The organism is Streptomyces sp. NBC_01092 (assembly GCF_045039535.1).
Classification (GTDB): domain Bacteria; phylum Actinomycetota; class Actinomycetes; order Streptomycetales; family Streptomycetaceae; genus Streptomyces.
The window spans coordinates 6263422-6278042 of record NZ_CP108659.1 but is presented as its reverse complement, the minus strand read 5'-3'; the positions used below and the strand labels follow the sequence as shown (position 1 = coordinate 6278042).

Below are 14621 nucleotides of genomic sequence, written 5' to 3'. Positions count from 1 at the left end.
TTCCCGGCCGACCACAGCATCCTCACAACCCGCAACGGCACAAGGACAGAAGAGGAGAAATGCGATGCCCAGCGTTTTCGTGCAAGGCAGGCCCGTGGAGTCGTATCCGCCGCTCGCGCCCGAGGCCCGGCGTGGATCGGTGCGCAGGATCACCGAGGTGGGCGAGGAGGTGCTGCACAAGCCGTGCAGGGACGTGACCGAGTTCGGGCCCGATCTCGCCGCGCTCATCGACGACATGTTCCTGACGATGTACATCGCCGACGGGGCGGGGCTGGCAGCGAACCAAGTCGGGGTCGATTTGCGGCTGTTCGTGTACGACTGCCCGGACGACGACGGGGTCCGTCATGTCGGGCATGTCGTCAATTCGGTGCTGGAGCCGCTCGACGCGTCGGGCAGGCGGCTCCTCGACGACTCGGAGGGCTGCCTGTCCGTGCCGGGCGCCGTGATGGACGTACCGCGTCCGGACCGGGCCGTGGTGCGCGGCGTCGACAAGGACGGCGAGCCGATCGTGATCGAGGGCACCGGGTACTTCGCCCGCTGCCTCGCGCACGAGGCCGATCACTGCGACGGACAGGTCTATCTGGACCGGCTCTCCAAGCGGGAGCGGAAGGAGGCGCTGCGGCAGGTGGCGGACCGGCGGGAGGAGGTGTTCGCGCGCCGGGCCGCCAACATCGAGGCGTTGAAGAGCTAGTTCACGCCTTCGGGGCCACCTTGCTGAGGCCGTTGATGATGCGGTCCATCGCGTCGCCGCCGGTCGGGTCCGTGAGGTTCGCGAGCAGCTTCAGGGTGAACTTCATCAGCATGGGGTGCGTCAGGCCGCGCTGGGCCGCGATCTTCATGACCTTCGGGTTGCCGATGAGCTTCACGAAGGCGCGGCCCAGCGTGTAGTAGCCGCCGTAGGTGTCCTTCAGGACGCGCGGGTAGCGCTGGAGGGCCAGTTCGCGCCCCGCGGGGGTCGAGCGGGCGTGGGCCTGGACGATGACGTCGGCGGCGATCTGGCCGGACTCCATGGCGTAGGCGATGCCCTCGCCGTTGAAGGGGTTCACCAGGCCGCCGGCGTCGCCGACCAGCAGCAGGCCCTTGGTGTAGTGCGGCTGGCGGTTGAAGGCCATCGGCAGGGCGGCGCCGCGGATCGGGCCCGTCATGTTGTCCGGCGTGTAGCCCCAGTCCTCCGGCATGGAGGCGCACCAGGCCTTGAGGACCTCGCGCCAGTCCAGCTCCTTGAAGGAGTCGGAGGTGTTGAGCACGCCCAGGCCGACGTTGGACGTGCCGTCGCCCATGCCGAAGATCCAGCCGTAGCCGGGCAGGAGGCGGTCCTCGCCGGGGCCGCGGCGGTCCCACAGCTCCAGCCAGGATTCCAGGTAGTCGTCGTCGTGGCGGGGGCTCTCGAAGTACGTCCGCACGGCCACGCCCATCGGGCGGTCCTCGCGGCGGTGCAGGCCCATCGCCAGGGACAGCCGGGTGGAGTTGCCGTCGGCGGCCACCACCAGGGGCGCGTGGAAGGTGACCTCGCGCTTCTCCTCACCGAGCTTGGCGTGGACGCCGGTGATGCGGCCGGTGCGGTCGTCGATGATCGGAGCGCCGACGTTGCAGCGCTCGTAGAGGCGGGCGCCTGCCTTCTGGGCCTGGCGGGCGAGCTGCTCGTCGAAGTCGTCGCGCTTGCGGACGAGGCCGTAGTCGGGGAAGGAGGCGAGATCCGGCCAGTCCAGCTGGAGGCGCACGCCGCCGCCGATGATCCTCAGGCCCTTGTTGCGCAGCCAGCCCGCTTCCTCGGAGATGTCGATGCCCATGGCCACGAGCTGTTTGGTCGCGCGCGGGGTCAGGCCGTCGCCGCAGACCTTCTCCCTCGGGAACTCGGTCTTCTCCAGCAGCAGGACGTCGAGGCCGGACTTGGCCAGGTGGTACGCCGTCGCGGAGCCGGCCGGCCCCGCGCCCACGACGATCACGTCGGCGGTGTTCTCGGAGAGAGGCGAGGAGTGGGGCTCGGTCACGACGGTCACGGCTGGATCTCCCCGGGTTCGAAATCTGCGTGCCGACCGGCACTGGACATGGGCAGTCTATTCAGCAGAATTGATCACCCGGCTGAAGGGCTGCCCTGTGAACCGAGCTCACCCCGAAGTACGGCTGCGTGTGCCCACCGATGAGGACGCGGTCGCCTGGCACCGGGTCTTCGCCCACCCGGATGTCATGGAGTTCCACGGCGGCAGGGCCGCGGAGCTGTCCGTCTACGAGGAACTCACCGCGCGCCAGCGGCGGCACGACGCCGAGCGCGGGTACTGCCTGTGGACCATGCTCGACGAGAACGAGCAGGTCATCGGCTTCACCGGCGCCCAGCCCTGGGAACGGCAGTGGGGTCCGACCGGAGAGATCGAGATCGGCTGGCGGCTCGGACGTGAGCACTGGGGCAAGGGGTACGTCAGCGCGGCCGCCCGGATGACGCTGGAGCGGTTGCGGGCGGCCGGGGTTCCGGGTGTGGTGGCGATGGTCGACGCGCGCAACGAGCGGTCGATCGCGGTGACGCGGCGGCTGGGGATGCGGCTCGTCGAGGTGTTCACGACGCCCGAGGCGCGGCAGAAGGGGCACTGCTACCGGCTCGATCTGTGACACACATGCCGGTGTCCGACATCCGAATGACCCGGCTATCCGGATGACCCGACTCCGAATTAGTGACCGTACGTAATCGACTGTTACAGAAAGGTACTTGAAGCTTCCGGGCGACACCCCCGGGCGGTTACCCTGCCAGTACCGCTGGGGGTGACATCTGTGCGCATAACACCCAAAACACCCGAGGTGCGAGTACCGAAACTCGTCGGACTGATGGCCATGGACGCGCGCGAGGAAGCGAAGTCGCACGGCCTGATCCTCAACGCACCGGACCGGCCGGACTTCCATCTCACCGTCGTCGATTACGTCGTACGCCAGTATCCCCAGCCCGGTGCCGAGGTGCCGCGGGACTCGATGGTCTACATCTGGTTCGACTTCGGCGAAGGCGAGGGCGGCGGAGGCGTACGCGAACCGCGCATACCGCGGCCGCCCTCGGGCGGAATGCAACGCGAACTCGACGAGCCCGGCGACCCGTACCCCGTGGTCAGCTCTGCTTGAACCCGCGGTGCAGGGCCACGACCCCGCCCGTCAGGTTCCGCCAGGCCACCTTCGACCAGCCCGCCTTGCGCAGGCGCTCCGCCAGGGCCGGCTGGTCGGGCCAGGCGCGGATGGACTCGGCGAGGTAGACGTACGCGTCGGGGTTCGAGGACACCTTGCGCGCGACCGGGGGCAGGGCACGCATCAGGTACTCGGTGTAGACCGTGCGGAAGGGCGCCCAGGTCGGATGCGAGAACTCGCAGATCACGACCCTGCCGCCGGGCCGCGTCACCCGGTACATCTCGCGCAGCGCGGCGTCGAAGTCTTGGACGTTGCGCAGTCCGAAGGAGATCGTCACGGCGTCGAAGGTGTCGTCCTTGAACGGCAGCCTCGTCGCATCGCCCGCCGTGAACGGCAGCCAGCTGTGCTTGCGCTTGCCGACCCGGAGCATCCCGAGGGAGAAGTCGCAGGGCACGACGTACGCGCCGGTCTGCGCGAAGGGCAGCGAGGAGGTGGCCGTACCGGCGGCCAGGTCGAGGACCTTCTGCGCGGGGCGGGCGTCGACGGCCTTCGCGACCTCCCCCCGCCATCTGCGGTCCTGGCCGAGCGACAGCACGTCGTTGGTCAGGTCGTACCGTTCCGCCACGTTGTCGAACATCGAAGCGACTTCGTGCGGCTGCTTGTCCAGGGATGCGCGGGTCACGGGCCCATTGTGGCAGTACGGCCGCAGGCGCCATGTGGCAGTACGGCCGCACCGCACCACGTGGCAGTACGGCCTCAAGGGAGGAGCCTCGGCTTCTTCTTCCCGGCCACGTCCTCCACCCATCCGCACAGCAGCACGAAGACGGCGATCAGGATCCAGCCGACGCCGAACATGAACCACTGGCTCTCCAGCGGCAGGTACTTCTCGAACGCGGGCACGTTCCAGAACTGGTCGATCAGCGGGACGGCGAGGATCAGGGCGATCTCGTGCCAGAGGTAGATCGTCACGGCACGGGAGTTGAAGACCGTGACGAGGCGGTCGGTGCGACGGAAGCGGGTGAGCCAGGCGAAGTCGATGCGGAAGAACGCCTTCGCGTACATCAGCAGCGTCACGAAGCCCGCCGACCAGAAGGCCTGCGCGAGCGGGATGTCGTCCAGGTCGTAGGAGCCGGTCTCGGCCTGGTGGGTGAAGGCGTACCAGCCGCCGTAGCCGATCGCGGCGAGCGAGAGGACGACGACGGCGAACGGCCTGAGCCGCTGGAGCACGCCGTCGCGGTGCGCGAAGCCGAGGATCCAGCAGAAGAGGAAGGTCGCCAGGTCGGTGAGCGCGCTGCCGAAGCGGTCGTCCGGGGGATCCCAGGCGAAGTGGAGGATCAGGACCGGCGACAAGGACAGGAGCAGCACCGGCACCGGGGCCAGGCGGAAGACCTTCAGCAGCAGCGGGGAGAGCAGGACGAACCACAGGTACGTCCGCAGGTACCAGAGGATCTCCCACGCCTGCTCGGCCCACGCGTTGCCCGGCGGGTCGCCGAGCGGCACGATCCAGTAGACGATCTGCCGGCCCGGCATCCAGTCGTGGATCAGCATCGCCACGACCACGAAGAAGCCCCAGAACCAGAACGGCGGCAGCAGCCGGCGCATCCGGCTGCGCACCACCTTCAGCGCGGGCCGCTCCAGGGACTTCGCCATGAGGGTGCCGGCCAGGGCGAACATGATCCCCATCGAGGGGAAGACCATGCCCGCCCAGGCCCAGCCGAAGGTGTGGTAGGTGACGACGCGGACGAGGGCGACGGCGCGCAGGGTGTCGAAGTAGCGGTCGCGGCCCGGGGGCCGAGGCGGAGGCTTCTCCTCCTCCGCCTCGGCGTCTGTGGGAGGCGCCCCAACCGCGAGCTCAGGCTCCGGTTCCGGCTCCCTCACCGGCAACGGGGCAGTCGCCTGTGACGCTCCCTGCGCGTACTCCACATACTCCTGTGGATACGGCTCCGGCGCATACCCCGAGTACCCGTACCCCTGACCGTATCCCTCCTGGTAGCCCGGCTGCTGATACGGCTGGGAATAGCCCGTCTGCTGATACGGCTGCGGCTGCTGTGGCTGGTACCCCTGCTGCTCCCAGCTCATCAGCTCACCCCTGCCGGCGTCCCGACCTCGCCGGTGCGCTTCAGCTTCTGCCAGCGCAGGCGGCCGCCCGTCATCGCGGTGATGCAGGAGTGGATGAGGACCAGGTACATCATCTGCCGGTAGGCGAGTTGCTGCAGGGGCATCATCAGCAGGTAGCGGTACTTCTCACGGTCGAGGCGGAAGGCGTACGCGGCGCAGAACAGCTGCACGGCGAGCACCGCCAGCCACGCGAACAGGGCCGCCTTGAAGTCGACGAAGATCATCGAGTAGACGGTGAACACGTCGATGAGCGGCGCGAAGACCGGCGTGACGATCTGGAAGATGACGACGAGCGGCATGCCGACCCGGCCGAAGCGGCCCGAAGGACCCTTGTCCGTCAGCGACCTGCGGTGCTTCCACAGCGCCTGCATGGTGCCGTACGACCACCGGTAGCGCTGCGACCACAGCTGCTTCAGCGAACCGGGCGCCTCCGTCCACGCGCGCGCGTGCTCCTGGTAGACGACCCGCCAGCCCGCCCGGTGCATCGCGATCGTGATGTCGGTGTCCTCGGCGAGGGTGTCCTCGCTCATGCCGCCGACCTCCAGGACCGCCTCGCGACGGAACGCGCCGATGGCGCCCGGGATGGTCGGCATGCAGCGCAGCAGGTCGTACATGCGCCGGTCGAGGTTGAAGCCCATCACGTACTCGATGTGCTGCCAGGCGCCGATGATCGTGTTGCGGTTGCCGACCTTGGCGTTGCCGGCGACCGCGCCGACCTCGGGGTCGGCGAAGGGCTGCACGAGCTGCCGTACGGTGTCCGGCTCGAAGACCGTGTCGCCGTCCATCATCACGACGATGTCGTAACTGGCGCTGCGCACACCGTTGTTCAGCGCGGCCGGCTTGCCCGCGTTCTCCTGGCGGATGACGCGGACGTTGGTCATGCCGAGTTCGTGGGCGGCGTTCCGGGCGATCTCGGAGGTGCCGTCGGTCGAGCCGTCGTCGACCACGATGACCTCGATCGGATGGGTGCTCTTGGACAGCGACTCAAGCGTGTTGGCGATGCACTCCTTCTCGTTGTACGCCGGGACGATCACACTCACGGGCTGGTGCACCGTCGGCCCCCAGCTGAACCGGCGTTTGTTGCGCTGCCGGTAGTGGCGCCGGGCGAGGAGCAGCATCATGCCGAAGCGGCCCATGACGGCGACACCGACGACGAGGAGACCGACGGAGAGCACGGGCACCGTCCATTCGGCGACGGCCACCGCTCCGATCAGGGCCTTGCCCTCGTAGAGGGTCGTGCCCGACGCCTCGCGGTGGGCGGCCTGCAGGTTCGCCGTCCCCGACATCCCCGACGGCCCCATGCCTCCGGCACCGGCCCGAGCGCCGCCGGCCTGACCGCCGCCCGCCGACTCCTCCTCCTGGATCGCGCCGCTGATCGTGGTGAAGGTGTACCCCTTCGCCTTCATCTTCTCGATGTACGCCGGCAGGGCCTTGATCGTCTGCGACCGCTCGCCGCCCGCGTCGTGGAACAGGACGGACGCACCCTCGCCGTCCTCCGGAGTGGCCCACTTGATGATCTTCGAGACGCCCGGCCGCTTCCAGTCGTCGCTGTCGGTGTCGACGAAGACGCTGGTGTAGCCGTCCTCGCCGAGCTTCTTGTAGACGGGCCAGCTGTAGTTGTCGATGGCGTCCGTCTCTGAGGAGTACGGCGCCCGGAACAGGGTCGTCGTGATGCCGGCCGCGCCCGCGAGCGCGAGCTGGGTCTGCGTCATCTCACGCCTGATGCGGGCGTCGCTCTGGTACGACAGGTCGACGTGCGTGAAGGTGTGGATGCCCACCTCGTTGCCCTGCTCGACCATGTCGCCGACGATCGACGGGTAGCGCGAGACCATCGAGCCGACCACGAAGAACGTGGCCGGGATGTCGTACTTCTTCAGGATCGCCAGGACCTGCGGCGTCCAGGTGGGGTTCGGGCCGTCGTCGAAGGTGAGCGCGATCGTCTTCTCCGGCACGGAGACGGTGGTGGCCTGACCGCCCCGGAAGGTGAGGATCGGACCGCCGTCGAGGACCTTGTCGGGGACGTTGCCGGCGCTGGCCCCGGTGCGCACCCGCTGGTCGCCGCCGACCTCGGCGCGCAGATAGCCGTCGAGCAGCATGACGCTGGTCAGCGCGAGCAGCAGCAGTCCGGCGAGGATGACCCGTGGTTTTTGCAGGGCCGCGGCCTTCCCCGCCACCCGCTCGATCCGGGTGGGGGCGCGGCGGCGGCGACGTGAGGGCGTCGTCGTAGTCATGAGGGGGCTGCGCTCCGGTCAGTTGGCGGACGCGTCGGCGGACGCAGTCGGTGCGGGGGCACCCGAGGGCGGCGCCGACGGGGTGCCGCTGGGCGGGGCGACCGGGTTGCCGCGGCCGCCCTGGGGCTCGCTGCCCGGGCCCGCGCCGCCGGGGCCGCCCTGGCCGTTGGCGAAGGGCAGCAGCTGGGACGGGCTCAGCGAGGTGCCGACGCCCATGAAGGCCATGCCCAGCACGACCGCGTAGCCGAGGCAGGCGACGCCGAGGAACACGCCGAGGCGCCGCAGCAGCTTGGAGCGGCGTCCGGAGTTGTCAACGAACACGGGCCCGTCGGCGGACCCGTTGCCGCGTTTGCGGCGGCGACCGCGCACACGAGGTTCGGCGGCGCGGTTTTCGATGGCAGGCTCGGAATGCATTCCCTGGATGTTAGGGAGCCTTTATGTGCCACAAACTCGGTATCCATGTGAGACGCATATGAGAAACGCCTTAACCTGTGCGCTCCCTGAGAGTTTTCGGCAACGGCCCCGCAAAGGTGAGAGATTTCCAGCATGCAAACGTACTCAGGGAAATCGGCGGCCGGACTCACCTGCCTGCTCGCGCTGACCACGGGGTGCTCCGCGGGCTCCGACGGTACGGCTGACGCGGCACCGCAGTCGCCGACGCCCACGTCTGCTTCGGCGAGCACCTCGTACGCCCCCTACGTCAGCGCCACCGCCGCGTCCGCCAACGACTCCGCCGGCTCCCCGGCGACGTACAACCTGGCCTTCGTCATCTCGGACGGCAGCGACTGCACGCCCAAGTGGAACGGCGCCACCGCCCTCTCGGACTCGGCCGTGAAGTCCCGTATCTCCAAGCTCACTCAGGGCGGTGCCACCGTCCGCGTCTCCTTCGGCGGGGCCTCCGGCAAGGAGCTGGCGGCGAGTTGCGACAGCGCGTCGGCGCTGGCGCAGGCGTACGGGAAGGCGCTGGACGCGGCGGGTTCCTCGCAGGCCGACTTCGACATCGAGGGCGACGAGCTGACCGACTCCGAGTCGGTGGACCTGCGTTCGGAGGCGATCGCGCTGCTGCAGAAGGAGCGGAGCGACCTGGAGGTCTCCTTCACGCTGCCGGTGATGCCGTCCGGTCTGGACGACGACGGCGTGGCGCTGCTGGAGTCCGCCAACGAGCATGACGTTCAGGTCTCCACGGTGAACATCATGACGATGAACTACGGCGAGTCGTACACCGGTGACATGGGTGACTACGCGCTCACCTCGGCGAAGGCCACGCACACTCAGCTGAAGGAGGTCTTCGGTACGTCGGACGCGACCGCGTGGAAGGCGATGGCGTTGACGTCGATGCTCGGCACGAACGATGTCGACAACGAGACGTTCTCACTCGATGACGCGGCGCAGGTGCGGGAATTCGCCGACGAGAAAAGGATCGGATGGGTGTCGATGTGGGCGACGTTCCGGGATCAGGAGTGTGGTGACGATTCGTCTTCGGATGACGCGCTGACGAACTGCAGCGGAGTCGACCAGGAGAATGGGGCGTTCGCCGAGGCGTTTTCCGGGTGAGCTCGGGTGCGAATGCAGTACGCGGGCCGCGGGTCGTTCGTGGTTGATCACGCCCACGCGGCGGAGCCGCATATCGACACAGCCCCGCGCCCCTGAAAGACAGGGCGCTGTCTCACCGTCGGCGATAGACGATCCGTCCGTCCGCCACCGTCGCCACGCACGTCCCCGCCCCGCGCTCCGCAAGCTCGGCCTCGTCCCGTACGTCGAACACCGCGAACCGCGCGGCGGAGTCACGCGCCCGCTCGGCCGCGAACTCCACGGGCAACCCGGCGTCGTACGGGTCGAGCGCGGGGGTTCCGCCGGGGCGGCCGATCCTGCCCATGACCGCCAACCCCGAGCGGTGCACGGCGTCGCGTACCGCGCGGTTGCGCAGTTCCTCGCAGGCCGCGCGGACCGTGCCGTGCGCCAGCATCCGCTGGACCCCGCGCCGGGCGCTCGCACCCCAGCGGGCGTCGTCCATGGCGAGGGCCGCAAGCGCGTCGCCGGTCAGCGGCTCGGTGCCCAGTTCGTCGGCCTCGCGCGGATCGGGATGGTACGCCTCCTCCAGCAGCTCGTTGCCGTGGAGGTTGATCAGCCCGGGCGTGAGGATGCCCGGCCACTGCCGCACCCGCGCCCCCGGATACGCGGCGACGAGCTCCGGCAACTCCCCCGCGTCGGCGATCCACGCGCCCTTGACGGCGAGCGCCCGCCCCCTCGAATCCGCGTGAATCGTCAGCACAGGCAGGTCAGTTGGAGGCGAGAATCTTCAGCTCGGGGTGCGCGGTCCCGCCCTCGATCGCCGTCGAGGAGATGTGGGAGGCGACCCGCTCGTCGACGGGGTCGTTCGCCGGGTCGTCGTGGACCACGATGTGCTCGTACGTCGTCGTCCGCTGCGCCGGCACCCGCCCCGACTTGCGGATGAGGTCGATGATCTCCATCCGGTTGGAGCGGTGCTTGGCGCCGGCGGAGGAGACGACGTTCTCCTCCAGCATGATCGAGCCGAGGTCGTCCGCGCCGTAGTGCAGCGACAGCTGGCCGATCTCCTTGCCGGTGGTCAGCCAGGAGCCCTGGATGTGGGCGATGTTGTCCATGAAGAGGCGCGCGATGGCGATCATCCGCAGGTACTCGAAGATCGTGGCCTGCGTGCGGCCCTTCAGGTGGTTGTTCTCGGGCTGGTAGGTGTACGGGATGAAGGCCCGGAAGCCGCCCGTGCGGTCCTGGACCTCACGGATCATCCGCAGGTGCTCGATGCGCTCGGCGTTGGTCTCGCCCGTGCCCATCAGCATCGTCGACGTCGACTCCACGCCCAGCCCGTGCGCGATCTCCATGATCTCCAGCCAGCGCTCACCGCTCTCCTTCAGCGGGGCGATGGCCTTGCGCGGCCGCGCGGGCAGCAGTTCGGCGCCGGCGCCCGCGAAGGAGTCGAGGCCGGCCTGGTGGATCCGGGTGATGGCCTCCTCGACCGACACACCGGAGATCCGGGCCATGTGCTCGACCTCGCTCGCCCCCAGGCTGTGGATGACGAGCTGCGGGAAGTCCTTCTTGATGGCCGCGAAGTGCTTCTCGTAGTACTCGACGCCGAAGTCCGGGTGGTGTCCGCCCTGGAACATGATCTGGGTGCCGCCGAGTTCGACGGTCTCGGCGCAGCGCCGCAGGATGTCGTCCAGGTCGCGGGTCCAGCCCTTGGCCGTGTCCTTGGGGGCGGCGTAGAAGGCGCAGAACTTGCACGCCGTGACGCACACGTTCGTGTAGTTGATGTTGCGCTCGATGATGTACGTCGCGATGTGCTCGGTGCCCGCGTACCTGCGGCGGCGTACGGCGTCTGCGGCGGCGCCCAGCGCGTGCAGCGGGGCGTCGCGGTAGAGGTCGAGCGCTTCCTCGGGGCTGATCCGCCCGCCCGCAGCGGCACGGTCGAGCACGGACTGGAGGTCGGCCTTCTCGGTCACCGGGCGGCCCTTTCGAAAGGGGATGAGACGGACCGGACCAGCCTACGCCAGCGTTTTCGCGGACCTGAGGTCAGGCCGTGTACGCGCCGATCAGCAGCCCGGCGTACGCCCCCGCGATCATGAACGGCCCGAACGCGATCGCCGTCTTCCGTCCCGCCTTCCGCAGGGCGACGAGGACACCGCCGTAGAGCGCGCCGAACAGGAACCCGGCGAAGGTGCCGAGCATGACGGTCGCCCAGCCGTACCAGCCCAGCACCGCGCCCACCCCGAGCGCGAGCTTCACATCGCCGAATCCCATGCCGCCCGGGTTGATGAGGTGCAGGACGAGGTATCCGGCGCCGAGTGCGAGCGCGCCCCACACCGCCGTCGGCCAGTCACCCGCGTGTTCCGGCACCAGCGCGACCACCCCGAGCAGCCCGAGCGCGGCGCCTGCGAGCGGCAGGGTCAGCACGTCGGGGAGCCGCCGCACCCGGAGGTCGACGAGCGCGAGCAGCACGCCCACTGGAGTGAGCAGCAGCCAGACGGCCAGTTCGGGACGGGTGTCGGTCGCGGCGGCGAGCGCGGCGCAGAGCAGCGCGGTGGTGAGGGCGACGGGCACGGTGCGGGGGCCGTACGTCGTGGCGCACTGCGGGCAACGTGCCCTCCCGAGCCATCCCGGGACGCGATGTCCGCCCGGACACAGCTCCCGCCACTCCTCCTCCGCCTCGACGGAGAACCGGTAGGCGGCCCGCGGCAGCAGGGCCCCCGCGGCCGCGCCCCACAGCAGGGCGACACCGATCACGACGAGCGTGTCCATCCCTACTCGGCCTTTCCTACTCGGCCTTCGACAGCCGCGCCACGGGATTGCCCTCGTCATCGCTCTCCGAGCGGTACACGAGGTCGTCGCCGGCCGCTGCGATGCGGACGGTGTGCGGTGTCGGGTTGCACCCGCCGTGGTTGGTCTTGCGGCCCACGGACGTCACGACGAGCTCCTTGGCCGTCACCTGCTTCAGCGTCAGTACGTCGTTGCAGACGCCGCCGAGCAGGTCGGTCTGGCGCAGGGTGCCCACCTCGTCGCCCACGTCGGCCTTGTGCACGGTGAGCCGGAAGGTACCGGCCGACAGGGCGCCGTCCAGGACGGTGGCCTTGCCTTCCCAGGTGCCGAGGTAACGCTCGGGGACGGCGGTTCCGGCGCCGTCGGCGCTGCTCGAACTGGCCGTGGGTGTCGGCGAGTAGGCGCCGGTGTCGGAGCTGCCCGCGTTGCCGTCGCCGTCGTCCGGCAACAGCTCGAACACGAACACCGACCCCACGGTCACCGCCGCCAACGCGCCCGCGACCGCCAGCGCCACAGTGCAGCTCATCCTCCGTCCGCGACCGCCCTCCCCCGGCGTCGAGGCCGCCGCGACGGAGAGGGAGAGCTTGCCGGGGCGGTCCTCTGCCGCCGGCACGGCGTCACGGGGTTCAGGTTCGGCGGCAGGAGCCTCGGTCCGGGGCGCCGGCATCACCGGCGGCGGCCCGAACTCCCCGGCAGTCGCCGCGCGAGCGTCCGCCCCCGCCGTCTCGGGCACCCCATCCGAAGGTGCGCTGAACGCCACTGGCCCTGACGCGACGTCGGGCCCCGCCTCCAGGTTCAGCAGCCGCACAGCACCCCGGCTGACCTGCTCCACCAGCGTCCCCGGCAGCCAGCCGCCCGCGACCAGCCGGGCCGCACCGTCCGGAGCGAGCCGCCGGGCCACGTCCCCCGGAGCGGGCCGCGCACCCGGATCCTTCGCCAGGCAGGCCGCCACCAGCTCCCGCAACTCGCCGTCCAGCGCGTCGAGTTCGGGCTCCTCGTGGACGACCTTGTAGAGCAGCGCCGCCGACGAGTCCCCGGTGAACGGCGGCTCCCCGGTCGCCGCGTACGCCAGCACGGCGCCCAGCGAGAAGACGTCCGCCGCGCCCGTGGCCCCCTTGCCGAGGATCTGCTCGGGCGACATGTAGCCGGGGGAGCCGATCGAGACGCCGGTCGACGTCAGGGACGCCGTACCGTCCATGGCCCTCGCGATGCCGAAGTCGATCAGCAGCGGGCCGTCCAGCGTCAGCAGGACGTTCGACGGCTTCACGTCCCGGTGCACAAGGCCCAGTTCGTGCACCGCCGCCAGCGCCTCCGCGAGCCCCGCCCCCAGCGCCCGTACCGAATGCGCGGGCAGCGCGCCCGAGTCCGCGACCGCGGACGTCAGCGACGGTCCCGCCGCGTAGGCGGTGGCCACCCAGGGCACCGCTGCCTCCGGGTCGGCGTCGAGGACGGGCGCCGTCCACGCGCCGCCCACCCGGCGGGCCGCGTCCACCTCGCGGCGGAAGCGGGCGCGGAACTCCTCGTCGAGGGCGAAGTGCGGGTGCACGATCTTGACCGCGACCGTACGGCCGCCCGCGCTGCGCCCCAGGTACACCCGCCCCATGCCGCCGGACCCGAGCCGGCCGAGCAGCCGGTACGGCCCGACGATCGTGGGCTCGTCAACTCCGAGCGGCTGCATGGACGTCCACCCTCCCCCGTAGGAACCGTCAGCAGATTAGTGCGGAATCCCCCCGCGGCACGCCCGCGTCACCCCGCGCTGTGCGGCTGGAGCAGATCCACCTTCACATCCGCGGGAAATCCGGTGGTCGGCCCCACCCTTCGGGCGAACTCGGCGACCGCCGCCAGCTGCGGGCCGCCGAACCGGAAATCGAGGGTGGTGAAGTACCGCTCCAGGACCTGCTCGTCGAAGGCCTCCCAGCGGGCCGCCTGCTCGGCGACCTTGCCGACCTCTTCCAGGGAGAGGTTGCGGGAGTCCAGGAACGCCTCGTGGACCTGGCGGGTGATGACCGGCTCGCGCTCCAGATAGTCCCGGCGCGCGGCCCAGACCGCGAAGACGAAGGGCAGGCCGGTCCACTCCTTCCAGAGGGCGCCGAGGTCGTGCACGTCGAGGCCGTAGCGCGGCCCGTCCAGCAGGTTCGCCCGCAGCGCCGCGTCTCCGATGAGTACGGCCGCGTCCGCCTCCTGCATCATCAGGCTGAGGTCGGGCGGGCAGGTGTAGTACTCGGGCTGGACGCCGTAGCGCTCGGCGAGCAGCAGCTGGGCCAGGCGGACCGAGGTGCGCGAGGTCGAGCCGAGGGCGACGCGGGCGCCGTCCAGCCGGTCCAGCGGGACCTGCGAGACGATCACGCAGGACATCACCGGACCGTCGCAGCCGACAGCGATGTCGGGGAAGGCGACCAGGTCATCGGCGTTGCGGAGGAACTCGACGAGGGTGATCGGGCCGATGTCGAGGTCGCCCCGCACCAGCCGCTCGCTCAGCTTCTCCGGCGTGTCCTTGGTCAGCTCGAAGTCGAGCAGGGTGCCTGTTCTCGCGAGCCCCCAGTACAGGGGCAGGCAGTTCAGGAACTGGATGTGGCCTACGCGCGGCCGGGTGCGAGAATTGTCCACATCGCGACAGTAGACCCCATGGGGTAGCGTGCATCCTTCAGGGGCGTGACACCAGCGTCACAACCTCTCGTCACCCTGGTGTCGGATCCACTCCGTCGTCCCGACACATATGACTCCCCCGTCAACCCGAAACGGGCCCTTCAAACGTCCGAGTGGCGTGATCTTGACCTCTATTGCTTTCGGCTGCCCACGTGCTAGGCTCGCCGCAAGTTGCAGTTTGGTTTCCCTTGCAGTACAGAGCCTGCGGAGCATGTAACCGCGGGCTCTCGT

At 69.8% G+C, this 14621-nt stretch carries 14 protein-coding genes; 4 read left to right on the top strand and 10 right to left on the bottom strand.

Features of this window, described 5'->3' with window-relative positions:
- The first annotated feature begins 64 nt into the window (after positions 1 to 64).
- On the top strand, positions 65 to 691 hold the full coding sequence (gene def / locus OG254_RS28695) for a peptide deformylase (RefSeq protein WP_405587217.1): 627 nt from the start codon (positions 65 to 67) through the stop codon (positions 689 to 691).
- 1 nt (position 692) lies between these two features.
- On the opposite strand, the gene OG254_RS28690 is transcribed toward def, so the two are convergent.
- Positions 693 to 2000 (bottom strand): geranylgeranyl reductase family protein, encoded by a 1308-nt coding sequence (locus tag OG254_RS28690; protein WP_147995075.1) that lies wholly within the window; start codon positions 1998 to 2000, stop codon positions 693 to 695.
- 97 nt (positions 2001 to 2097) lie between these two features.
- Between OG254_RS28690 and OG254_RS28685 the strand changes: the two genes are divergently transcribed.
- Positions 2098 to 2604 (top strand): GNAT family N-acetyltransferase, encoded by a 507-nt coding sequence (locus tag OG254_RS28685; protein WP_351196777.1) that lies wholly within the window; start codon positions 2098 to 2100, stop codon positions 2602 to 2604.
- A gap of 186 nt (positions 2605 to 2790) precedes the next feature.
- On the top strand, positions 2791 to 3102 hold the full coding sequence (locus tag OG254_RS28680) for a PASTA domain-containing protein (RefSeq protein WP_351196779.1): 312 nt from the start codon (positions 2791 to 2793) through the stop codon (positions 3100 to 3102).
- Here OG254_RS28680 and OG254_RS28675 read toward each other — a convergent pair.
- The 4 genes from OG254_RS28675 to OG254_RS28660 all read right to left on the bottom strand — a co-directional run bounded on the left by OG254_RS28675 (position 3089) and on the right by OG254_RS28660 (position 7865).
- Positions 3089 to 3784 (bottom strand): demethylmenaquinone methyltransferase, encoded by a 696-nt coding sequence (locus OG254_RS28675; RefSeq protein ID WP_405587213.1) that lies wholly within the window; start codon positions 3782 to 3784, stop codon positions 3089 to 3091. The genes OG254_RS28680 and OG254_RS28675 overlap by 14 nt on opposite strands.
- Positions 3785 to 3858: 74 nt before the next feature.
- A complete protein-coding gene (locus OG254_RS28670; RefSeq protein WP_405587210.1) occupies positions 3859 to 5181 on the bottom strand; it encodes an acyltransferase in 1323 nt (440 codons plus the stop codon).
- Entirely contained in the window at positions 5181 to 7451 is a 2271-nt protein-coding gene (locus tag OG254_RS28665) for a bifunctional polysaccharide deacetylase/glycosyltransferase family 2 protein (RefSeq protein ID WP_405587207.1), read from the bottom strand. The genes OG254_RS28670 and OG254_RS28665 overlap by 1 nt, the downstream gene beginning before the upstream one ends.
- Positions 7452 to 7469: 18 nt before the next feature.
- A complete protein-coding gene (locus OG254_RS28660; RefSeq protein WP_405587204.1) occupies positions 7470 to 7865 on the bottom strand; it encodes a hypothetical protein in 396 nt (131 codons plus the stop codon).
- Positions 7866 to 7997: 132 nt separating this feature from the next.
- On the opposite strand from OG254_RS28660, the gene OG254_RS28655 reads away from it, so the two are divergent.
- Positions 7998 to 9005, top strand: coding sequence for a chitinase (locus OG254_RS28655; RefSeq protein ID WP_405587202.1), 1008 nt, complete (start codon positions 7998 to 8000; stop codon positions 9003 to 9005).
- A gap of 112 nt (positions 9006 to 9117) precedes the next feature.
- Here OG254_RS28655 and OG254_RS28650 read toward each other — a convergent pair whose 3' ends face one another.
- The 5 genes from OG254_RS28650 to OG254_RS28630 all read right to left on the bottom strand — a co-directional run bounded on the left by OG254_RS28650 (position 9118) and on the right by OG254_RS28630 (position 14351).
- Positions 9118 to 9723 (bottom strand): hypothetical protein, encoded by a 606-nt coding sequence (locus OG254_RS28650; RefSeq protein ID WP_405587199.1) that lies wholly within the window; start codon positions 9721 to 9723, stop codon positions 9118 to 9120.
- A 7-nt stretch (positions 9724 to 9730) separates the two neighbouring features.
- A complete protein-coding gene (mqnC, locus tag OG254_RS28645) occupies positions 9731 to 10930 on the bottom strand; it encodes a cyclic dehypoxanthinyl futalosine synthase (RefSeq protein ID WP_351196793.1) in 1200 nt (399 codons plus the stop codon).
- Positions 10931 to 11000: 70 nt separating this feature from the next.
- Positions 11001 to 11726 carry a prepilin peptidase gene (locus OG254_RS28640; protein ID WP_405587196.1) on the bottom strand — a complete coding sequence of 242 codons (726 nt, stop codon included), beginning with the start codon at positions 11724 to 11726 and terminating at the stop codon, positions 11001 to 11003.
- A 16-nt stretch (positions 11727 to 11742) separates the two neighbouring features.
- Positions 11743 to 13422: a serine/threonine-protein kinase gene (locus tag OG254_RS28635; RefSeq protein WP_405587193.1), complete on the bottom strand. Its 1680-nt coding sequence runs from the start codon at positions 13420 to 13422 to the stop codon at positions 11743 to 11745.
- Between the two features lie 68 nt (positions 13423 to 13490).
- Complete coding sequence (locus OG254_RS28630; RefSeq protein WP_351196799.1) at positions 13491 to 14351, bottom strand: menaquinone biosynthesis protein; 861 nt, start codon at positions 14349 to 14351, stop codon at positions 13491 to 13493.
- Positions 14352 to 14621 lie beyond the last annotated feature (270 nt).

Bases quoted from the DNA above. Each gene is read 5' to 3' on its own strand.
- def (WP_405587217.1), top strand. From the start codon at position 65: ATGCCCAGCGTTTTCGTGCAAGGCAGGCCCGTGGAGTCGTATCCGCCG.
- OG254_RS28670 (WP_405587210.1), bottom strand. From the start codon at position 5,181: ATGAGCTGGGAGCAGCAGGGGTACCAGCCACAGCAGCCGCAGCCGTAT.
- OG254_RS28665 (WP_405587207.1), bottom strand. From the start codon at position 7,451: ATGACTACGACGACGCCCTCACGTCGCCGCCGCCGCGCCCCCACCCGG.
- OG254_RS28660 (WP_405587204.1), bottom strand. From the start codon at position 7,865: ATGCATTCCGAGCCTGCCATCGAAAACCGCGCCGCCGAACCTCGTGTG.
- OG254_RS28655 (WP_405587202.1), top strand. From the start codon at position 7,998: ATGCAAACGTACTCAGGGAAATCGGCGGCCGGACTCACCTGCCTGCTC.
- OG254_RS28640 (WP_405587196.1), bottom strand. From the start codon at position 11,726: ATGGACACGCTCGTCGTGATCGGTGTCGCCCTGCTGTGGGGCGCGGCC.
- OG254_RS28635 (WP_405587193.1), bottom strand. From the start codon at position 13,422: ATGCAGCCGCTCGGAGTTGACGAGCCCACGATCGTCGGGCCGTACCGG.